Below are 21035 nucleotides of genomic sequence, written 5' to 3' on the forward strand. Positions count from 1 at the left end.
AAAAAACGCGGGCAATGCCCGCGTTTTTTTTGGTATTGATGAAAGGTATCACGCAACCCCGGCGATCACCTCAATCATTGCAGTTGTCAGCTTTTCCAATTGGGCATCGGTAATCACCAGCGGCGGCATCACGTAAATGAGTTTGCCGAACGGGCGCACCCAGATGCCTTTGTCCACAAACGCTTTCTGGATCACGGCCATCTGCACCGGTTGCTGCATTTCTACCACACCAATGGTGCCCAAGACCCGCACTTCAGCCACACCGGGCAAGTCACTGGCCGGAGCCAACCCCTGTGTTAATCCTGTTTCAATGCGCTTCACCACTGCCTGCCAATCCTGTGATAACAATACGTCAATACTGGCATTGGCCACGGCGCAGGCGAGTGGGTTGCCCATGAATGTGGGGCCGTGCATGAACACGCCGGCTTCGCCTTCACAAATGCCGCGCGCCACTTCATCGTTGCAAAGGGTGGCGGCGAGTGTCATGTAGCCGCCGGTTAGCCCCTTGCCCAGGCACAGGATGTCGGGGCTGATGCCCGCGTGTTCACAGGCGAAGAGTTTGCCGGTGCGGCCAAAGCCGGTGGCGATTTCATCGGCAATCAGCAATACACCGTATTGATCGCACAAGTCGCGCACGGCTTTGAGGTAATCCGCGCTGTAAAACTTCATGCCACCTGCGCCCTGTACAATGGGCTCGAGAATCACCGCCGCCAGTTCGTGGTGGTGTTGCTCAATCAATGCGCGGATGTCGGCCAGATCATCTGCTGTGCAAGGCTCGCCAAAGCGCGCCGCCGGGGAGGGCGCGAACAGGTGTTGTGGCATCACATCGGCAAACAAGTGGTGCATGCCGGTCACCGGGTCGCACACCGCCATGGCGCCGAACGTATCGCCGTGATAGCCATTGCGCAGGGCCAGCATGCGGTGTTTTTCCGGCTTGCCGCAGGAGCGCCAGTATTGCAATGCCATTTTCAATGCCACTTCCACGCTCACCGAGCCGGAATCGGCCAGGAACACGCGGTTCAGACCCACTGGCGTCACATCCACTAGCTTTTTGGCCAATGTCACGGCGGGCGCGTGGGTGAATCCACCAAACATCACGTGCGATACTTGGTCCAGCTGCGCTTTGGCGGCAGCATTGAGGGCCGGGTGGTTGTAGCCGTGCAGTACCGACCACCAGCTCGACATGCCATCGATCAATTGCCGGCCATCGGTGAGCGTGATGGTGACGCCTTCGGCGCTGGCCACCGGGTACACCGGTGGCGGGTTGGTAAACGAGGAGTAGGGATGCCACAGGTGTTGGCGGTCCAGGTTTAATAATTCGGAGTCTTGCATGGGAAATTATCCGGCCGTTGTGCGCAAACGGGTATTTTACGGGGCGGGGGCGTTACTCGCCAGATTGGTTGTGCTCTTGTGCCTGCTGGGCTATGCCACTTTGTCCTGCGCCAATGAACACATGGCAGAACTCAACGCCGGATTTGATCGCTGGCTCGCCGAATACTTGGTGCAAAACGATGACGGTATCAACCGCTTGCCCTACGGGCGGATACCCAAGGATTCCCTTGATGCATACGTAAACGCCATGGCAGCGCTCGAACCTTCCGCCATGTCACAGGATGAAGCCTTCAGCTACTGGGTGAATCTCTACAACAGCCTGATCATCCGTCTGGTGCTGCGCGAGCAGCCGGCGTCCAGTATCCGGCAGATAAAGCCGGGGCTCACCGGCTTGCTGGCGGGCGGGCCCTGGAAACAGGATCAGGTGGTTGTGGAGGGGAAATCGCTCAGTTTTGACGACATAGAGCACGGCATCCTGCGCGTGCAATGGCGCGAGCCGCGGGTGCACTTTGTGCTCAATTGCGCGAGCCTGGGTTGCCCGAATCTGCCGGCCGTCAGCATCAAACCGGCGCAGCTGGAGCAGCAGTTGACCGAGGCTGCCGCTGCATTTCTTCAGCATCCACGCGCGATCCGTCTGGAGCAGAAGACGCTGGTGGTGAACCAGATTTTTAATTGGTTTGCGGAAGACTTCGGCCGTAATGAGACCGAGGTACTGGACTGGATTGCGCAGTTCAAAGGCCAGCCGCTACCGGCACATGCGTCGGTTCGCTACGAATACGATTGGGCGCTCAACCGGGCGCCCTGAGCGTGTTCAGGCCGCCACCGCCATGGCCAGCAGCCGGTCTACGTACTGGCTCAGCAAACTGTACTTCTCGGGCGTAAGGCCCACAAACTCCACCGAAATTTCCGTCTGGCGCGATGGCCGGCGCAAAAACCGGAAGCTTCGTACCCGGCCTTCACACTGAAACGGCAAGTTATTGCCGAGTGTCAGGTCGATACTGGGCAAGCGACTGCCGCGATTGAGTTCGCCGGTCTTGTCGCCATTGATCTGCAGGCGGATGCCGCTGGCGGATAAGTTGATCACCCGGGCAAACCAATGGGCGCGGTTGGGCGACTGCAGGCGCACCGGCACGATGCGGTGTTCCAGCGCAAGACGCGGATGCCGGCGACGCTGGCGGTAGGCCAGGGTATCGGGCAGTGCCACCAGGTAGCAGGGGCTGCCGCCAATGCTTTGTTGGTTGAGCAGGGTGCCGGCGAAATGCAGTACCTGGCCGTGGCGCTGATGGTTAAAGTGCAATACCTGGCCTTGCGCAGGCCGGGGTTGGGTGGGAAACAGTTCGTCGATAATCAGCAGGTTCTGGCTGAAGTTAATGTCCAGCACCAGGGTCTGAAAGGTTTGCGGATGGCCGTCCAGCTGTACGCTGATGAGCTGGCGCCGCTGCTGCAACTCAATCAACGGGGCAAAGTGATCCATCACGCCTGACAGTCGCCAGTCGCTGTCGCCATTGGCGGCATCCTGTTGTTGGTTGGGTGTCGCCGGGGGCGTTTCAGGGGTCAGTTTTTGCATAAATGCGTGCAAAAAATTCATGGCGTTGGGGCTTCCGCTACTGAGTCTGTAAGGCCTGCAGATAGGCGCTGCTATCTGTTTTCCTAGGAGACAAGAGCAAGGGCTGTGCCAGTTTTCATATGGCCGGATTGTCGGGCTTCCCGCAGGTCAAAGCCCTGCGGCGGATGGTGTAATCGGCAGACCCTTGCCGGCATTGCCGCCGAGATTTCCTCTGGCGGCCAAAATCCGTACAATGGCGCCCCTTTTCCATCCAGATGCACCGGACTACCCATGGCGACCACAGGCGAACGCAAAGACAAGTTGGAATTCAACAAGTTGCAGAAGCGGCTGCGCCGGCTCACGGGCAGCGCCATTGTCGACTTCAATATGATTGAAGAAGGCGACAAGGTCATGGTGTGTCTGTCCGGTGGCAAGGATTCCTTCGCCATGCTGGACCTGCTTATGAGTCTTCAAAAGACCGCGCCGGTGAATTTTGAGCTGGTGGCCGTCAATCTGGACCAGAAACAGCCCGGCTTCCCGGAAGAGGTGCTGCCGGCTTATTTGCGCGAGGTGGGAGTACCCTTCCATATCCTTGAAAAAGACACTTATTCGGTGGTGAAGGAAAAGATCCCAGAGGGTAAAACCACCTGTGGTCTGTGCTCCCGCCTGCGCCGGGGCACCTTGTACAGCTTTGCGGAAAAGATCGGCGCCACCAAGATCGCACTGGGGCACCACCGCGACGACATGGTGGAAACCCTGTTCCTGAACATGTTCTACGGTTCCAAACTGTCGGCCATGCCACCCAAACTGCGCGCGTCCGATGGTCGCAATATCGTGATCCGCCCGTTGGCTTACTGCAAAGAATCTGATCTGGAAGCCTATGCCAAGGCTAAGCAGTTCCCCATCATTCCCTGCAACTTGTGCGGTTCGCAGGAAAACCTGCAGCGGCAGGCCATCAAGCAGATGTTGCACGATTGGGAGCGGCGTTTTCCCGGGCGTATCGAGCAGATCTTTGGTGCCATGCAGAATGTGGCGCCCTCGCAACTGGCCGATCGTGGCCTGTTTGATTTTGAAGGGCTGACGCTGGACCGTACCGGCGAACGCGATCCTTACGCGTTTGACGAGGCCTCGGTTACCGATTGGAGTGAGGGGGTTGCTGCTCCTGTCGCACCTGCCGGAGTGCAGATGATTGAGGCGGTGGAAATCCAGTGATTTTCACTGGGTCTTTGTCTGGCTGCAGGCTCCCCAGATTGGTGACTGGGAACCGGGGGGCTGGCGCCCAATCCCGCATCTCTTAATCCTAGCCCCGTTGGTATTTCACCGGTACCTCAAGGGTTTCCTTTACCTGCTCCATCACCACATAACTGGTACAGTCCTGCACGCCCGGCAGGGTGAGCAGCGTTTCGCCATAGAATTGGCGATAGGCGGTCATGTCGGCCACCCGGGCCTTGATCAGGTAGTCGAAATTACCCGATACCAGATAACACTCCTGAATCTCGGGCAGCGCGGCGGCGGCCTTGCGGAACTCATCAAAGATATCCTGTGACGAGCGGTTCAGACTGATCTGCACAAACACCACCAGCGCGGCATCCAGAAACTCCGGGTTTACCAGGGCGGCATAGCCCTGGATGACCCCGTCGCGCTCCAGTCGCTTTACCCTTTCCATACAGGGGGTCGCACTCAGCCCCACCTGCCGTGCCAACTCGGCATAGGTGGTCCTGCCTGCCTTTTGCAGTACCCGGACAATGTTCTTGTCGATGGTGCTCAGCTCTTTGGCACGTTTTTTCATAATGAATGGCCTGCGTATTACCAAAATAACCAGTGAAAACCTCTGTCGAAATTATAATGGCAGATGATTCAACTTTAAAAGTTAAAAAATAGCCAAGGAATCACCTGTGTGCTCTGACTATACTGCGCCCATAAACCCCACCCCAGAGTGGACAGTCGTAACGAGAGGCAAGAGCTATGTTGATTGGTGTACCTAAAGAGATTAAAAACCACGAATACCGCATTGGTTTGACCCCGGCGGGCGTGAAAGAGCTGGTGATGAATGGTCATCAGGTGATGGTTGAAAACAATGGCGGCGCCGCCATCGGTTTTGACAACGATCAATACGTTGCCGCAGGTGCCACCATCATCGATACGCCGGAAGAAATCTTCGCCAAGGCCGAGATGATCATCAAGGTGAAAGAGCCTCAGCCAAACGAATGCCGCATGCTGCGCAAGGGCCAGGTACTGTTCACCTACCTGCACCTGGCACCCGATCCACAGCAGACCGAACTGCTGGTGGCATCCGGCGCAACCTGTATTGCTTATGAAACAGTGACCGACGCCCGCGGTGGTCTGCCGCTGTTGGCGCCCATGTCTGAAGTGGCTGGCCGCATGTCTATCCAGGCCGGTGCGCACCACCTGGAAAAAGCCCAGGGCGGTCTGGGTGCGTTGCTGGGCGGCGTGCCTGGTGTAGCCCCTGCCAAGGTATTGGTTATCGGTGGTGGTGTAGTGGGAACCCAGGCCGCGCGCATGGCGGTAGGTATGGGTGCTGACGTGACCATTCTGGACCGTTCACTGCCGCGTCTGCGCCAGCTGGACACCGAATTCGACGGCCGTCTGCGCACTGTTTACTCAACCGCTGATGCGGTAGAGCAGTACGCCATTGAAGCCGACCTGGTGATCGGTGCGGTACTGATCCCCGGTGCCGCTGCACCTAAACTACTGACCCGTGACATCCTCAAGCGCATGAAGAAAGGTGCGGTTGTGGTGGACGTTGCCATCGACCAGGGTGGTTGTTTCGAGACCTCCCGTGCCACTACCCACCAGGAACCCACTTACGTGGAAGAAGACGTGGTGCACTACTGTGTGGCTAACATGCCCGGCGGTGTTGCCCGTACCTCCACCATGGCTCTGACCAATGCCACGCTGCCTTTCGCGGTTGCGCTGGCTAACAAAGGCGCCAAGAAAGCGCTGCTGGACGATGCCCACCTGCTGAATGGCCTTAACGTGCATGAAGGCAAGGTGACCTACAGCGCGGTAGCCGACGTGCTGGGCTACACCTTTGTTGACCCCAAGCAGGCCCTGGGCGCTTAAGTTTTAACCCCTCCTGAATCTGTGAGACTTTGCCGCCCCTTTGGGGCGGTTTTTTTTGTCTTGCCGTTTACCTGCTAGCCTTTGTCATCCCGCCATAAGCCAGCTACTCTTATAAGCACATCTTCTAAGCCATTGATAACCGGTGTCTTATTGAAAAGCCGGTAGACAAGACCGGGCACGGCAGGCATGGCATTCGGGTCGCCTCATATACAAAGGATGAGTCAGTAAGCAGTGAAACCTTCGATGGCTGAACAACCCTTCAGTGGAATTTCATTCCGCCTGGCGAAGGTCGGCGTAGTACTGGCGTTTATGCTCGGTTTGTTCATGAGCACCGTTCAGCTGTATCTCGATCTCAAGGGCAATGAAGCCGAGCTGGAAAACTTGGTGAACAGGGTTATCGAGGTGACGACGCCGCCGGCTGCACGCGCGGTTCATACCCTGGATGATGATCTGTCTCTGGAAGTGGTCAACGGCCTGCTTGCCTATGACTTTATCTATGAGGTTACTATTTCCGATGAGCTGGGCAGTGTGCTCGCTTCGGGCACTGAACCCCGGCCGGCATCCTCCACCCGTTGGTTGACCAAATTCATTGCCGAAGACAGTAAAACCTACGTGGCGCGGCTGACCATTCCCGGTTATGGCGAAAGCGTGGCCGGCAGTATTCAGTTTACTGTCGATGTGGATTCTGCGCTGGCGCCTTTTTTTGAGCGCTCGGGCCTCATTCTGGGTGCAGGCATGTTGCGCAATACCTTGTTGGTGTTGCTGCTGTTTGTGGCATTTCATCTCATGCTTACCCGGCCATTGATTCAGATTGCCCGGGAAATGGCTGACATCGATCTGGACAAGCCCGGCAGCTCGCGCCTGAGTGAATTACCGAACCATAAGCACGACGAGGTCGGGCAATTGGTGGGCACCACCAATAAGATGCTCGATCTGATGGAGCTGTCGCTGGCCAAGCGCCGAGCCGTTGAGCTGGCGCTGCGTCGCAGTGAAGAACATATTCGACAGATCATCGACAGCTTGCCGGTGATGGTGGGAGCCCGCAACCGCGAGGGGCAGTATATTTTCGCCAATAAGGCGCTGGCCAAGTTCGTGGGCCGTAAAACCGATGAAATGCAAACCTGCCACGTAAGCGAACTGTTGCCGTTTTACCTCAATGATGTGTCCAGGCTATTGGAGTTGGACCGGCGCATCATCGAAGGCGAAGTGGCCGGTGAAATGCTGGAAGAAAGCTTCCGCGGTAACGATGGCAAACCGGTCTATTTGCAAACGCACATCATGCCCATGGAATTTTATGATGAGCGGGTAGCGTTGATTGTTTCCACCGATATCACCGAGCGCAAACAAGCCCAGTTCAAAATGGAGCACATGGCCTACCATGACTCCCTGACCAATTTACCCAACCGTGTCCATCTGGTGGAGCGGTTGGAGCACGAAATCCGCCGCGCCAAACGCCATGGCTATCATGGCGCTTTGTTGTTTATCGATCTGGACCATTTTAAAACCATCAACGATTCGCTCGGCCATCCGGTGGGTGACGAGGTGTTGATTCAAGTGGCTGCGCGATTGCAAAATGCCGTGCGCGAAGAGGATCTTGTGGCGCGCCTTTCCGGTGATGAATTCGTGGTGGTGCTGACGGTGCTTGACGCCGACATTTCGGCCGCCGCCCTGCGCGCGGCTGAGGTAGCCGATAAAATCCGTCAGAAAATTTCCGAGCCATACCTTTACGATGAAATGGAACTCCGCGTCAGTGGCAGCGTGGGGGTGGTGGTTTACCCGGACGATAACAGTAGCGTGCACGAACTGATCCGCTTCGCGGATACAGCTATGTATCAGGTGAAAGAGCGGGGCCGCGACGCCATCGAATTTTTCAATACCGATATGGCCGACAAGGTCAGTCAGCAACTCCTGATGGAAGGGGATTTGCGCCGGGCATTACAGGAAGATCAATTCGAACTCTATTACCAGCCCAAGATTGATTGTAAAACCGGTGCGGTTGTGGGCGCTGAAGCCTTGTTGCGTTGGTTGCATCCCGAGAAAGGGCGCATTTCGCCAGCCGATTTTATTCCTGTGCTCGAATCATCCGGGCTCATTGTGGAAGTGGGTGAGTGGCTGTTAAAAGAGGCCTGTAAGGCCCTTGGGCGCTGGTATAAAAAAGGCTTGTGGCCGGCCAACATGAAATTGTCGGTCAATATCAGCCCACGCCAATTCCGCCGTAAAACCTTTGTTGAAGATGTGAGCCGCATTTTGCATGAGCATCCCATTCCGGATGCCTCACTTGACATGGAAATTACCGAAGGCGTAGTGATCCAGAATATGGAGGAAACCATCAACACCATGGTGAGGTTAGAGTCCTTGGGTGTGAGTTTCTCTCTGGATGATTTTGGTACCGGCTATTCGTCCATCAGTTATCTCAAATCGCTGCCGGTTAGTACCTTAAAAATCGACCGCAGCTTTGTGCGCGATATTGTAGAAGACCAGAACGACCGGGTGCTGGTGGAAACCATTGTCACCATGGGGTGTTTGTTGGGCATGGATGTGGTGGCCGAAGGCGTGGAAGAGGAAGCCCAGTTGCGCCTGTTAGTGCAATACGGTTGCCATTCCTACCAGGGATTTCTTACCAGCCCGGCCGTGCCCATCGAAGAATTTGAAGCGTTTTTAATTAAATAGACGGGCCAGTGCCACGGGTACCGCCGTTTCCACTCTTAATATCCGTTCGCCCAGGCTGACCGCCGAGAAGCCCTGGGCTTTCAATAAATCAATTTCGAACGGAACATATCCACCTTCCGGTCCAATGGCCAGTGCCACCGGTTGATTGCCCGGCAAGCCAACGGGGCAGGGGATGGCATCATAAGGGTGCGCCACCAATGCGCGGGTATCCTTCTCCAAAAAGTCGGGTAACCGATCTTCCACAAACGGCCGGAAGCGTTTTTCTACCACCAGTTCCGGCATCACCGTGTCCCGCGCCTGTTCCAGGCCCAGTACAAATTGCTCGTGTACAGACGCGGGCTGCAAAAACGGAGTTTGCCAGAAGCTTTTTTCCACGCGCGCGGCATTGTGCAGAACCAGTTTTTTTACCCCCATGGTGGCCACGGTTTGCAGCAGCCGGCGCAGCATTTTCGGTCGTGGCATGGCCAGCAATAAGGTGAGAGGCAAGGCCGTGGGCGGGGGTTGGTCGAGACTGATGTGTGACAGCGTGACGCAGTCTGCACTGATGTTTGTAACAATGCCTTGTCCATGGCATCCATTCACACGGCCCACGCGTAAGCGTTGGCCCAACTCGGCCCGATGAATCTCAACAATGTGCCTTGCCTGACGACCGCTTACCTGTGCGGTGTCATCGTTCAGAAATTGGTCAGCTGTGAGTAGCAGCAGGTTCATGAGTCAGGTTTTGATTGGCTGGCGCCTGATGAGGCCGCGCAAAATGGGACAAAGCGTGTGCTGATGGCTTACTATCGGTACAAGGCTATGGGTCAAAAAACTTGGCGTCCCCGAGACGATTTGAACGTCCGACCTGCCGCTTAGGAGGCGGCTGCTCTATCCAGCTGAGCTACGGGGACCCGGCGCCAATTGTAATTAAAATGCCCGTGGGCAACAACCTGAGGATTGATATGCAAGACACCACGCCATTGCTGCGGCCAACGGATTTCCCCGCCATATCCCGCTCTGCTCTGACTTTGCTTCAGGTCAATCTGGGCTATTTGTGTAACCTCAGTTGCACCCACTGCCATGTCAATGCCGGGCCCAAGCGCACCGAGCTGATGGATAAAGACACTCTGGCTCTGGTGCTCGAATTTGTGGATCAACACCAGATTCAATGTGTGGATATGACCGGCGGCGCACCGGAAATGAACCCCCATTTCCGTGCCTTGGTTAAAGCGCTGTATGAGCGCGATGTGGCCATGATTGACCGTTGTAACCTCACCATCCTGAATGAGCCTGTCTACGAAGACATGGCTGAATTCCTCGCCCGGCACCGGGTCAATGTGGTGGCATCGCTGCCGTGTTACTCGGAAAAAAACGTCGAACAGCAGCGTGGTAAAGGTATTTTCAATAGCTCCATCAACGCCTTGAAAAAATTGAATGCCTTGGGTTACGGCCGTGACCCTGCGTTGAAACTCGATTTGGTCTACAACCCTAACGGCGCTTTTTTGCCGCCGTCTCAACAAATGCTGGAGCGCGATTACAAACAGCAGTTGAAAGACAATTTTGCTATTGATTTCAATCAGCTGCTCACCATTACCAATATGCCGATAAGTCGTTTTGGTGCGCAATTATTGGCCAAAGACGGTTTTGATCAATACATGCGTTTGCTCAAAGAAAATTTTTCCGAGGCAAACCTGGCCTCACTCATGTGCAAATCACTGATCAGTGTGGATTGGCAGGGTTTTGTTTACGATTGTGATTTCAACCAGATGCTGGCTATGCCGATGCACAATCCCGCGATGATCGCATCCAGCGAACAGCGATTGCATCTGCGCGATTTGTTGGCAGCGGATACTGAAGGTTGGCCCATTGCCATTGGTGAACACTGTTATGGTTGCACTGCCGGCCAGGGTTCCAGTTGCGGGGGCGCGCTTGGTTGAGCAACCGGTCTTAAGCCTGGTTATTCCCACCTGGGATGAGGGCGATTCTCTGCTCGCGCTGTTACAGAGCTTACAGCCCTTGCGCACGCAAGGCGTTGAAATCCTGGTGGCTGATGGCGAAGGCAGCGATCTGGCGCGATTTGCCGGCTTACCGCTGGCCGATCACTGGCTCGCCACCAAACCGGGCCGCGCCTTCCAAATGCAAGCCGCGGCAACCATTGCCCGCGGCAACACTCTGGCGTTTGTGCACGTGGACACCCGGGTCGATCTGGCGTTGTTCCAATTGTTGCTCACTGCGCCCGACGGCTGGGGGTTTTTTCCGGTGCAATTACTGCCCGAGACTTCCGCCATGCGACTGGTGGCCTGGAGTATGAATCTGCGTTCTCGCTTGAGCGGGATTGGTACCGGGGATCAACTGTTGTGGGTGAGCCGTTCCCGGTTCTGGCAAGTAGGGGGCTACCCCGCACAGAAATTGATGGAAGACATCGCCCTTTGTCGGAAACTCAAACGCACGGGCGCGCCGGTGTTTTTACCGGGCAGGGTGGGTAGTTCTGCAAGGCGCTGGCAACAGCGCGGCTGGTTGCGCACGATTGTGCTGATGTGGACGCTGCGAGCGCGCTATTGGCTGGGTGCAGACCCGGATCACCTGGCGCGTATTTACTACCCGGAACACAAGCAGCTCAATGAATAAATCTGTCATCACACCCACCGGTGGCGTGCTCCAGTTCGCCAAGGCCCCTGTACCGGGTCGGGTGAAAACACGCATGCAACCTGTATTGAGTCCGGCGCAAAGCCAGGCACTGCACGAGGCTTTGTGCCAGCACGCCGCCACTCAGTGCTCGCAAGCGGGCGAATGGCGCTATCGCTTGTGCGTCACCGAACCCGGACACGGGTTCTGGCCCGAGACGTTGGCTCGTTATCAGACTTGGCCTCAGGCCGAAGGTGACCTTGGCCATCGGATGGCGCAGGCCATTGGCCAGGCTCTGGGACAGGGCTGGCGATGGGTGGTGGTGATTGGCAGCGATTGCCCTGAATTGGATCGTGAGTGTATTCGGGCGGCCCGGGACCAACTGGCAGCGCATGATCTGGTGCTGGCGCCGGCCCACGATGGCGGCTATGCACTCATTGCCATGACCCGCCCGCTACCGGTCTTTGATGGCATTGATTGGGGCACGGAGCAGGTGTTGGCGCAAACCCTGGCATTGGCTGACCAGCGGGGGCTGTCTGTGGCCTTGTTACCCACGGTCAGCGACATCGACCGCCCCGAAGATCTGCCACTGCTTGGGCAATGGCCAGCATTGCGTCAATTTGTACGTTAACTGTTGGCTTTGTACACGGCGTGATCTGTTACCTTTATGCACATGCAGTCCAGTTGATCATATCTTCGCCATATTGTGCTTGGAATAGCCGCAATCTTTGTGGGGGATATGATAACTCCATGATAAATAAAGAAAAATTGACAGGTCAAAAGATCGGCAATGTGTAGGGGTGCCAGAGCTGGCGCGGCTTGGGTGCATGTGTCCCAAAAACATCCCCAGACTTATCCACAGCTTCTGGGGACAAGTTTTGGCGAGTGTTACGTGACTTGCTGGTCACGTTACCAATCTGTTGCATAGCCAATAAGCGGTACCATCAAGTCTGATGGGGGATGATCAGAAAATACCCAAGGCCAGACCTGCAGCCATGGCTTGGCCCAGTGCCTCGGCCTCTGCCAGGTGCTGCGGAGTAATTTCGCCACGGCAGATCAAGGGCTCGGCCACCGGCACCAACGGGTAGCCTTTGGCAATGCGGGCGACTTCGCGGGCAGCACCGGAGCCGTCGTTACCGGCCGAAATAAACAGCGCATAGGGTTTGTTGAGTTGGTAGGGCTCCGCCGGGTAATAGGTGCGGTCGAAAAAATCTTTCAGCATTCCGCTCATGTAACCGAAGTTTTCCGGCGTGCCCAGTAGTACGCCATGGCACCACAGCAGGTGATCAAGGCTGGCATCGGCGGCCATGAGGCATTGCACCGCACAGCCCGGTTCCGCCTGCACCCCTCGTTCTGCTGCTCTGGCCAGCTGTCCGGTATTGCCGGTTTGCGTGTGGTACACGATTAGGATATTTTTCTGTTCAATCGCCATGCGCGCTTTGTCTGAGTCCAATCATTTCAGCATATCGCAAGCGCTCTGGCAGTTGAACCGGCGCGTGCCGGTGACTCACACAGCACAACAGGGATCGTTATGCGCTGGGTTTTTCTCGCTGCCAATGGCTTGGCACTCTCGTTTATTTCCTGGTCACAGTTGCCCACCACCGTGCAGTGGCTGGGGTTGTTACTGGTGCCCGGTTTTGCCGCCGTGCGTTGGCCGGCCTTGCGCCCAGCCGCCGGCGTATTGGCGGTAACCCTGGCAGTGCTCTGGTTGCAGGGCATCCGATTGCAATCCGCGCAGTTACCGCATCCGTGTGATGAGGTGGAGCTGCAGATGACCTTTCAGGTTGAGCGACTGCTATCGCGCGAAAATCTGCCCCATGTGCAGGGTATCCGTTTTGATGCGATACCAATCAGCAGTGCACATCATTCGGTGTGCGGGTCTTTGGCATTTGCCGGGCGTCGTGTGCGAATGGGCTGGTGGCATGCATCGCTGCCCGACCTTCAGGTAGGTGAAGTCTGGCGTGCGAATGTGACACTCAAACGCCCGCGCGGGCAACGCAACTGGTATGCCGATGATTATCAGTTGTGGCTTTTGCGCGAAGGCATCTACGCGAACGGCAAAGTCGCCACCGCCCAAAAGCTTGATGGCGAAAACCGGCCATCCTTGCGCGCGCGTTGGCAGGCGATGTTACTCGATCAGCTGCCGCTGGATCAGGCGGCCATTCTCATTGCGCTCAGCACCGGCGACAGGCTTTGGCTCAGCGATGCATTGAGCGAAGCGTTGATTCATTCGGGCACTGCCCATTTGCTCGCCATCAGCGGTCTTCATATCGGGCTGGCAGCCATGCTGGGCTTTTGGTTTGGTCGGCTTTTTTTTGCTGGCTGGGTTCTTTGTTTGCCGCGGATTTGGCGCAGTGAATTCAACCAGATTCATGCCGCGCGTTGCTGTGCAGTGTTGGCCGCCGCAGCCTATTGCTGGTTTGGTGGTGCAGGCGTATCGACGCAGCGCGCGTTAATGATGTTGTGCCTGTATTTTATCGTGCAGCTGTGTTCGCGACAGTGGCGGGCATTGGATGTTTGTCTGGTTGCCATGTGGGTCTTGCTGCTGGTCAACCCGCTCGAGGCCAGTGCGCCGGGTTTTTATCTCTCGTTTTTTGCCGTGTTCTGTTTGTTGTCTGCGGCTCCTGCAGGGCGCGGTGCGTGGCAAAAATGGGTTGCGCTATTGCGATTGCAAGTGTGGTTAGTGTTCGCCATGTTGCCACTGTCATTGTGGTTTTTTTCGGGTTTCAGTTTAGTCAGCTGGCTGGCTAACATTGTCGCCGTACCCTGGGTTTCATTGATTACTGTGCCGGCCACTTTGATCAGTGTTGTGTTGCACTTGTTGGGTTCTGATGCTCACATTTTTACGCTCTGGATAGCAGCCAGCAGTGTGCAGTTTTTTTTGGATTTTCTGGCGCTTCTCAGTAAGGGGATGACCTGGTTTGGGTTGCCGCAATGGCACGCGTTGCCGCTATCGCCCTGGACATTGTTTTTGGGGGCGGTGTGTTTGTTGGGGTGGGTAGCCCCGCTACCTGCGCGGATAAAATGGCTGGGTGTTGGTGTTTCTGTTGTTTTCCTCAGCTGGAGTTGGCAGCAAGAGATCCGCTTGGCCGATGGGCGTGAGCGCATTCTGGTGTTCGATGTCGGGCAGGGGCTGAGTGTGCTGGTGGAGTCGGGTGGTCAACGCCTGCTGTATGACACCGGTCCGCCCTTCGGTCGCCGCACCTCGGCCATGGCCCGTATTATGTTGCCGTTTTTTTATCGCAGCGCCGTAACCGGGTTGGATTACACCGTGGTCAGTCATGCGGACCTGGATCACGCGGGCGGCGTGGCTGATTTGCGTGCATTGGGTCCGTCGGTAATGCATTGGATCGCCGGGGAGCCAATAGACGGATTGAGTGCAACAGGTTGCGAGCAGCCGCGCACTTTGCCTTTCGGGCAGCGTGGCCAACTGCGTTTCATTGCCGCCGGCCGCACCCAGGAAGGCAATGACAGTTCCTGCGTGATCGAGGTGCGTTTGTCCTGGGCGTACTTACTGCTGACCGGCGATATTTCAGTGGCGCGCGAATTGATGCTCAGCCGGCGCCTGTCGCCCTACAGGCCTGCCTATGTAATGGCAGGGCATCACGGCAGCCAGACGTCCTCGAGCTTTGGTCTGTTGAGTCGTTTTGCCGGTGCCCAATTTATCATCAGCGCGGGCTACCAGAACAGTTACGGTCATCCGCATCCCGCTGTTGTGCAGCGTGCGCAGGCGTTGGGTTTGCAGCCAGTCAACACAGCAGATGCGGGCGCCATTATCTACCAGCCTGACGGGGCCGGTGGGGTGGACGTCATCCGGTTGCGTGAAGCCTCGCCCAGGTTTTGGCAATAGGTATGCTCTGGTGTGAAACCTTATGGTAGAGTGGGCGCGCAAATTACCGGTTTCTCAGGAGTAGTGTGTGTTAGAAATAATCCAGGCTGGCGGTTGGTTAATGGTGCCGATCATTCTTTGCTCAATGGCGGTCGTGGGAATTGCGCTGGAACGCTTCTGGACGTTGAACCCGGCCAAAATTGCGCCGCGCCATTTGCTGGCGCAGGTGTGGGGCTGGATAAAGAATAACCAGCTGGACGCGCAGCGCCTGAAAGAGCTGAAGCAGGGCTCAGAGTTGGGCAAAATACTGGCGGCCGGTCTCAGTAATTCCCGTCACGGCCGCGACGTGATGAAGGATTCCATCCAGGAGGCGGCCAGCGAAGTGATCCATTCGCTGGAGCAATACCTGGGCGCCCTGGGCACCATTGCCGCGGTGGCACCGTTGCTGGGCCTGCTCGGTACAGTGATCGGTATGATCAAGGTGTTCACCACCATTACCTTGCAGGGCACCGGCAATGCGGGCGCGCTGGCCGGTGGTATCAGTGAGGCATTGGTGACCACGGCCGCGGGCTTGTGTGTGGCGATTCCGGCCATGGTGGCGCACCGCTACTTCACCCGCAAAGTAGATTCCATTGTGGTGATCATGGAGCAGGAGTCCATCAAGCTGGTGGATGCTTTGCATAGCGACCGTCGCGTGGAAGGGAAGGGCAACTAAGGTGAGTGGTGCCGTTCAGTTCCGGCGCAGTAAGCGCGAAGAGGAGTCGGTTAATCTCACGCCGCTGATCGACGTGGTGTTCCTGCTGCTGATTTTTTTCATGGTGTCTACCACTTTCACCAAAGAAACCCACTTGTCGGTGGACTTGCCCGAGGCCAAAGGTGAAGCCGGGCCTGCACCGGAGACCACCTATGAAATCCTGATCCATCCCGATGGCAGCTATGCGCTCAATGGTGAATCGCTGGTAGATAAAAAGATCGCCACCTTATTGCGCGCATTGCAGGCTAACCCCGTGGATGCGGCCAACACACCCTTGATTATCACCGCCGATGCCAACGCGCCGCATCAGGCTGTGATCACCGCCATGGATGCCGCCGGTCAGTCGGGCTTCGTGAATTTAAGCCTTACCACGCGCCGGCCGGAAGGTCAGGCAGAGTAATCGGTGCGGGCATTTGCCGAAGCCGGTTGGTACGGCAAAGACAAACGTTGGTGGCTGCTGTGGCCGTTGCTGGCGCCGCTGACCTTGTTATTCATCGCCTTGGCGCGCGTCAGCAAGTGGCGCACGCAGGCCCACAGTAAACCGCTGGCAAAGCCTGTGTTGGTGGTGGGTAATATCACCGTGGGCGGTACCGGTAAAACCCCACTCATGGTCAGTCTGGTCAAAGGGCTGCAGGCCCGTGGCTGGAACCCTGGCATTGTCAGCCGGGGTTATGGCGCCAGACCGGATGCGTTTCCCTACCGTGTTACCCTTGATTCTCCCGTGTTTGAAGCAGGCGATGAGCCGCTGATGCTGGCCCGGGCCACCGGTGTGCCTCTGGTGATCGATCCCGATCGCCGACGTGCGGCAGTGCAATTGTGCGAAGAGACACGCTGTGATGTCATTCTCTCTGATGATGGTCTGCAGCATTACCGCTTGTGGCGCGATGCTGAGATCTGTGTGTTGGATGCCGGTCGCGGTATTGGTAACGGCTGGCGCCTGCCCTTCGGGCCGCTGCGGGAATCTGCGCGCAGGCTTTCGCAGGTAGACTGGGTGGTGCTCAATGGCACGCCAGCGCAGGATCTTACCGGCGTGAAAGACAGAGCTCCCTTGCAGTCAATGCAGGTTGTACCGACAGCGCTGGTGAACCTTGCCACAGGTGAAACCCGGTCTTTGTCGGCGCTGGCCGAAGGCCAATGGCAGGCCATTTGTGGCATCGGTAACCCCGGCCGTTTTTTTGACAGCTTGGGTGCACTCGATTGCCGGTTTCACGCTGAGGTTTTTGCCGATCACCACGCATTTGCGCCGGCTGATTTTTCCGGACTGAATCCGGCGTTGCCGGTCGTGATGACAGAGAAAGATGCGGTAAAATGCCGCGCTTTTGCCAAAGCCCATTGGTGGTATCTGGCCATCGAGGCGCAGGTAGACAGTGCCTGGCTGGATGCGGTGAGCGACCGGCTGCGCAACGCGCGCTGACCGTTTACATTATCAACAACAGATTATTGAGTTCGGATAGTCCATGCAATTTACCGTCATTATTCCCGCCCGTTACAGTTCTTCACGTTTGCCTGGCAAACCTTTGGCCGATATTGGCGGTAAGCCCATGATCCAGCGGGTGGTAGAGCAGGCGCGCTTGAGCCAGGCCGCGCGCGTGGTAGTGGCAACCGATGATGCCCGTATCGCCGATACCGTGCGCGCGTTTGGCGCCGAAGTGTGCATGACCAAAGCTAGTCATGTGTCCGGTACCGACCGCCTGCAGGAAGTGGCAGAGCAGCTGGGCTTGGCGGACGACGCCCTGGTGGTGAACGTGCAGGGCGACGAACCGTTGATTCCGCCCGAGGTGATCAATCAGGTGGCGGGCAATCTGGCAAGCAACCCGGCAGCGCGCATGGCGACTTTGTGTGAGCCCATTGAACACTTGGCCGATGTGAAAAACCCCAATGTGGTCAAGGCGGTATTCGATCGCAACGGTATGGCGCTTTATTTCAGCCGCGCCCCTATGCCCTGGGCCCGGGATGCCTTTGCCAGCGCGCCCGATGACATGCCGGCGGGTGTGGAATTCTATCGTCACATCGGGCTCTACGCCTATCGCGTTGGTTTGCTGAACGATTTTGTGACCTGGCCCCAGTCAGCGCTGGAGAAAACCGAATCCCTGGAGCAGTTGCGGGTGTTGGAGCAGGGCGAGCGTATTCACATTGCCCCGAGTCTGTTGCCGGTGCCCGGTGGCGTCGATACCCCGGCGGATCTGGAGCGGGTGCGCGCCCGGTTGGCTGCCTCATGACCCGGGTGTTGCTGGTATGTTTGGGCAATATCTGCCGGTCGCCCACGGCCGAAGGGGTGTTGCGCGCGCGCCTGGCACAAGCGGGCTTGGAGCATCGGGTTGAATTGGATTCCGCCGGCACCGCCGGTTGGCACCAGGGCAAGTCTCCCGACAGCCGTAGCCAGGCTGCTGCCGCCAGGCGGGGTTATGACCTGAGCCCCCTGCGGGCGCGCCAGGTCATTGCTGCCGACTTCGATCATTACGACCATATTTACGCCATGGATGCGAATAACCTTGCCGACCTGCGCGCGATCTGTCCGGCGCATGCCGAGGGTAAGTTATCTCTGTTTCTCGCGCTGATCCCCGGCGCCGATTGCCTGGAAGTACCGGACCCCTATTACGGTGGTGGCGAGGGTTTTGAGCGGGTATTGGATTTATGCGAACAGGCCTCCGATGCGTTCATTGCCGGATTCCAGCGTCGCCATGGTTGAGCGAAATGATTGAGCGAAATCCGGAAAAAAACTGGCCTGCGTGCCTTGAGCACAACAAACCTCTGGGGCCTTTGATCAGCATGGCCACGCCCGCCACTGCCCGGGCTTTCTGCCGGGTGGAATCGCTGGCTGACCTGCAGGCAGCCCTGGCCTGGGCAAACGCCGAATCGCTGCCCTATATGGTGCTGGGGGGCGGCAGCAACCTGTTATTTGTGGACGACTACCCGGGCCTGGTGATTCAGCCGGGCTTCAGTCAGCTTGCGCTGGCGCCCGGGGCAGAGGGGCAGTATCAGCTGGTGGGGGGTGCCGGTGTGCCCTGGCAACAGGTGGTGGATTTTGCCGTTGCCCGTAACTTGTGGGGGCTGGAAAATCTGACCCGCATACCGGGTTCTCTGGGGGCCGCACCAATCCAGAATATCGGCGCCTATGGCGTAGAGCTGGATCAGGTATTCGACTCGCTCACCGCGCTGGATGTACAGCGTGGTGAGGTGGTGGCGTTCAGCCGGGAGCAATGCGGCTTTGGCTATCGCCAGAGCGTGTTCAAAGGTGACGGCAAAGGGCGCTATATCGTGCTGGAGGTGCGCCTGAACCTGAGCGCGGAGCCGCGGCCGGTACTGAGTTATCAGGGGTTGGAAGACCTCGCGGGTGAATCCGCCTTGACGCCCGCCAAGGTCGCGGCCCAGGTAGCGGCCTTGCGAGGTCAGAAGTTGCCCGATCCCGCGGCGTTGCCCAATAGTGGCAGTTTTTTCCACAACCCCCTGGTCAGTCATGCTCAGGCCGACCGCCTGCGCGCGCGTTATCCCGCCTTGGTGAGTTACCCGCAACCGGATGGCCGGGTTAAGCTGGCGGCGGGCTGGTTGATCGAGCAGGCGGGTTTCAAGGGCTTTGCCGAGCAAGGGGTGGGAGTGCACCGCGCGCAGGCGCTGGTGCTGGTCAATCCCGGGCGCGAAAGCGGGGCGCGGGTATTGGCGTTAGCGGTCCGGATCCAACACAAAGTCAGGGAGCTGTTTGACGTTGAGCTCGTTATTGAACCAGGCGTTTACCCCTGAACCGTTGTTGCTCGGCGGCCACAGACTGCTGTACCAGGCGGATTACCTCAAACCTGAAGCCGCCGACTGGTTGCTGGCCTATTGCAAAGGCTTACCATGGGTGCAAAGCCGCATACGGCTGTATGGCAAATGGCACCCTATCCCACGGTTGAACTGCTGGTTTGCCGATCCGGGTCTGCGCTATGCCTACTCCGGCGCGTCGCTGGCGGGCAATGGCTGGACTGAACCACTGGCGCGGGTACGCCAGGCGCTACAGCAACATGTGCAACTGGATTTTAACAATATGCTGGCTAACTACTATCGCGATGGTAATGACAGCATGGGCTGGCACAGTGATGACGAGCCTGAATTGGGCGCCGACCCGGTCATTGCCGCGGTGAGTCTGGGCGTGGAGCGGCCAATCCGGTTCCGCCCAAAAGGAGGCGGGAAAAGTGTAGGGCTGGCGATGGCCCATGGCAGTTTGCTGGTGATGCCAGCCGGTTTTCAGGCCGAATGGCAGCATGGCCTGCCTAAACGGCAAGGCTCGGGGGAGCGGGTTAGTCTTACTTTCAGGTATATTGCGCCACAATGATTGCAAAATGTGAACCAAGTCACATTTGCTGGTCATTTCAAAACCGGAGTGATACATTATCCTGTCGCGGGACGGCGAGCGCCGCTAATCTTGCATAGTGTGACCACTATTGCGAAATCACGTGCGGCCGCTGTTTAGGGGTTTTATAAGCCCCGGGCAGTCAATGACGCAAGGGTAGGCAGAAGAAGAACACAAGCGCAAAGCCAGCGCGGTCTTTGGGGACACTATCTTGATCAAAGTACTGGTAGTCGACGACCATGATTTAGTGCGTACCGGAATTGTACGCATGTTGTCGGATTGGAAGTCGTAGGCGAGGCAGACAGCGGGGAAGCTGCCATTAAGCTGACCAAGGAACTGGCACCCAACGTAATTCTGATGGATGTGAAAATGCCCGGCATTGGCGGTCTTGAGGCCACCAAAAAGCTGTTGCATTGGCATCCCGATGTGAAAATTGTCGCCGTTACAGCCTGTGACGACGACCTTTACCCCCAGCGCTTGTTGCAGGCGGGTGCGGCCGGGTATATCACCAAGGGTGCAGACCTCAATGAAATGATTGAGGCGGTGCGAACGGTGACGCGCGGCGATATTTATATGAGCAATAATATTGCTCGCCAGCTGGCCATGAAGAACTTCGGCGGCCGCAAGGGTGAGCAGTCGCCCTTTGAGTTATTGTCCGAGCGCGAGCTGCAAACAGCGCTGATGATTGCCAACGGTCAGAAAGCGCCGGATATCGCCAATACCTTCAATGTGAGCCCGAAAACCGTTAACACCTACCGTTACCGGATTTTCGAAAAGCTGAATATCAACAGTGATGTGGAGCTGACGTTGTTGGCGGTAAAGCATCATGTGCTGGACCCGGAATCAGTGGTGTAACGCCTGCATTTGCTTTTAAAATAACGCCCGGCAA

The 21035-nt window shown here is 57.2% G+C and carries 21 protein-coding genes and 1 tRNA gene; 16 read left to right on the plus strand and 6 right to left on the minus strand.

Going from position 1 to position 21035, the window contains the following annotated elements:
• Positions 1–48: 48 nt before the first annotated feature.
• Positions 49–1332 carry an adenosylmethionine--8-amino-7-oxononanoate transaminase gene (bioA, locus tag M5M_RS01375; protein ID WP_015045674.1) on the minus strand — a complete coding sequence of 428 codons (1284 nt, stop codon included), beginning with the start codon at positions 1330–1332 and terminating at the stop codon, positions 49–51.
• On the opposite strand from bioA, the gene M5M_RS01380 reads away from it, so the two are divergent.
• Positions 1331–2137 (plus strand): DUF547 domain-containing protein, encoded by an 807-nt coding sequence (locus M5M_RS01380; protein WP_015045675.1) that lies wholly within the window; start codon positions 1331–1333, stop codon positions 2135–2137. The two genes, bioA and M5M_RS01380, sit on opposite strands and share 2 nt — an antisense overlap.
• A gap of 6 nt (positions 2138–2143) precedes the next feature.
• On the opposite strand, the gene M5M_RS01385 is transcribed toward M5M_RS01380, so the two are convergent.
• Positions 2144–2920 (minus strand): flagellar brake protein, encoded by a 777-nt coding sequence (locus tag M5M_RS01385; RefSeq protein ID WP_015045676.1) that lies wholly within the window; start codon positions 2918–2920, stop codon positions 2144–2146.
• Positions 2921–3169: 249 nt separating this feature from the next.
• Between M5M_RS01385 and ttcA the strand changes: the two genes are divergently transcribed.
• Positions 3170–4090 carry a tRNA 2-thiocytidine(32) synthetase TtcA gene (gene ttcA / locus M5M_RS01390; RefSeq protein WP_015045677.1) on the plus strand — a complete coding sequence of 307 codons (921 nt, stop codon included), beginning with the start codon at positions 3170–3172 and terminating at the stop codon, positions 4088–4090.
• Positions 4091–4178: 88 nt separating this feature from the next.
• Here ttcA and M5M_RS01395 read toward each other — a convergent pair whose 3' ends face one another.
• Entirely contained in the window at positions 4179–4667 is a 489-nt protein-coding gene (locus M5M_RS01395) for an Lrp/AsnC ligand binding domain-containing protein (RefSeq protein WP_015045678.1), read from the minus strand.
• 176 nt (positions 4668–4843) lie between these two features.
• Between M5M_RS01395 and ald the strand changes: the two genes are divergently transcribed.
• Both ald and M5M_RS01405 read left to right on the plus strand, forming a co-directional pair.
• Positions 4844–5962: an alanine dehydrogenase gene (gene ald / locus M5M_RS01400; RefSeq protein ID WP_015045679.1), complete on the plus strand. Its 1119-nt coding sequence runs from the start codon at positions 4844–4846 to the stop codon at positions 5960–5962.
• Between the two features lie 243 nt (positions 5963–6205).
• Positions 6206–8632 carry a putative bifunctional diguanylate cyclase/phosphodiesterase gene (locus M5M_RS01405; RefSeq protein ID WP_015045680.1) on the plus strand — a complete coding sequence of 809 codons (2427 nt, stop codon included), beginning with the start codon at positions 6206–6208 and terminating at the stop codon, positions 8630–8632.
• Here M5M_RS01405 and M5M_RS01410 read toward each other — a convergent pair.
• On the minus strand, positions 8621–9343 hold the full coding sequence (locus M5M_RS01410; RefSeq protein ID WP_015045681.1) for a 16S rRNA (uracil(1498)-N(3))-methyltransferase: 723 nt from the start codon (positions 9341–9343) through the stop codon (positions 8621–8623). The genes M5M_RS01405 and M5M_RS01410 overlap by 12 nt on opposite strands.
• A 102-nt stretch (positions 9344–9445) precedes the next feature.
• A tRNA-Arg gene (locus M5M_RS01415) sits at positions 9446–9522 on the minus strand.
• Between the two features lie 51 nt (positions 9523–9573).
• Between M5M_RS01415 and arsS the strand changes: the two genes are divergently transcribed.
• From arsS to M5M_RS01430, 3 genes are read left to right on the plus strand one after another with little or no spacing between them, the layout of a single operon-like run.
• On the plus strand, positions 9574–10548 hold the full coding sequence (gene arsS / locus M5M_RS01420; protein ID WP_016389154.1) for an arsenosugar biosynthesis radical SAM (seleno)protein ArsS: 975 nt from the start codon (positions 9574–9576) through the stop codon (positions 10546–10548).
• Complete coding sequence (locus tag M5M_RS01425) at positions 10541–11239, plus strand: TIGR04283 family arsenosugar biosynthesis glycosyltransferase (RefSeq protein WP_015045683.1); 699 nt, start codon at positions 10541–10543, stop codon at positions 11237–11239. Before arsS ends, M5M_RS01425 begins: the two co-directional genes overlap by 8 nt.
• Positions 11232–11867 (plus strand): TIGR04282 family arsenosugar biosynthesis glycosyltransferase, encoded by a 636-nt coding sequence (locus M5M_RS01430; protein WP_015045684.1) that lies wholly within the window; start codon positions 11232–11234, stop codon positions 11865–11867. The genes M5M_RS01425 and M5M_RS01430 overlap by 8 nt, the downstream gene beginning before the upstream one ends.
• 333 nt (positions 11868–12200) lie before the next feature.
• Here the strand turns inward: M5M_RS01430 and M5M_RS01435 are convergent, their stop codons facing one another.
• Positions 12201–12689, minus strand: coding sequence for a flavodoxin family protein (locus tag M5M_RS01435; protein ID WP_244431051.1), 489 nt, complete (start codon positions 12687–12689; stop codon positions 12201–12203).
• Positions 12690–12767: 78 nt separating this feature from the next.
• Between M5M_RS01435 and M5M_RS01440 the strand changes: the two genes are divergently transcribed.
• From M5M_RS01440 to M5M_RS01480, 9 genes are all read left to right on the plus strand, one after another.
• The gene (locus tag M5M_RS01440; RefSeq protein ID WP_015045686.1) at positions 12768–15086 is read left to right on the plus strand and encodes a DNA internalization-related competence protein ComEC/Rec2; all 2319 of its coding nucleotides are present in this window, start codon (positions 12768–12770) and stop codon (positions 15084–15086) included.
• Between the two features lie 67 nt (positions 15087–15153).
• Positions 15154–15780 (plus strand): MotA/TolQ/ExbB proton channel family protein, encoded by a 627-nt coding sequence (locus M5M_RS01445; protein WP_015045687.1) that lies wholly within the window; start codon positions 15154–15156, stop codon positions 15778–15780.
• Between the two features lies 1 nt (position 15781).
• Positions 15782–16219, plus strand: a complete 438-nt coding sequence (locus M5M_RS01450; RefSeq protein WP_015045688.1) for an ExbD/TolR family protein — start codon at positions 15782–15784, stop codon at positions 16217–16219.
• Between the two features lie 3 nt (positions 16220–16222).
• Positions 16223–17233 carry a tetraacyldisaccharide 4'-kinase gene (gene lpxK, locus M5M_RS01455; protein WP_015045689.1) on the plus strand — a complete coding sequence of 337 codons (1011 nt, stop codon included), beginning with the start codon at positions 16223–16225 and terminating at the stop codon, positions 17231–17233.
• A 43-nt stretch (positions 17234–17276) separates the two neighbouring features.
• Entirely contained in the window at positions 17277–18038 is a 762-nt protein-coding gene (kdsB, locus tag M5M_RS01460) for a 3-deoxy-manno-octulosonate cytidylyltransferase (protein WP_015045690.1), read from the plus strand.
• Positions 18035–18508 (plus strand): low molecular weight protein-tyrosine-phosphatase, encoded by a 474-nt coding sequence (locus M5M_RS01465; protein ID WP_015045691.1) that lies wholly within the window; start codon positions 18035–18037, stop codon positions 18506–18508. The genes kdsB and M5M_RS01465 overlap by 4 nt, the downstream gene beginning before the upstream one ends.
• A gap of 5 nt (positions 18509–18513) precedes the next feature.
• The gene (gene murB / locus M5M_RS01470) at positions 18514–19557 is read left to right on the plus strand and encodes a UDP-N-acetylmuramate dehydrogenase (protein WP_015045692.1); all 1044 of its coding nucleotides are present in this window, start codon (positions 18514–18516) and stop codon (positions 19555–19557) included.
• Complete coding sequence (locus M5M_RS01475) at positions 19523–20128, plus strand: alpha-ketoglutarate-dependent dioxygenase AlkB family protein (protein WP_015045693.1); 606 nt, start codon at positions 19523–19525, stop codon at positions 20126–20128. The genes murB and M5M_RS01475 overlap by 35 nt, the downstream gene beginning before the upstream one ends.
• A gap of 297 nt (positions 20129–20425) precedes the next feature.
• Positions 20426–21001, plus strand: a complete 576-nt coding sequence (locus tag M5M_RS01480; RefSeq protein WP_015045694.1) for a response regulator — start codon at positions 20426–20428, stop codon at positions 20999–21001.
• Positions 21002–21035: the final 34 nt, after the last annotated feature.

It is taken from the genome of Simiduia agarivorans SA1 = DSM 21679 (assembly GCF_000305785.2).
Taxonomy (GTDB): Bacteria; Pseudomonadota; Gammaproteobacteria; order Pseudomonadales; family Cellvibrionaceae; genus Simiduia; species Simiduia agarivorans.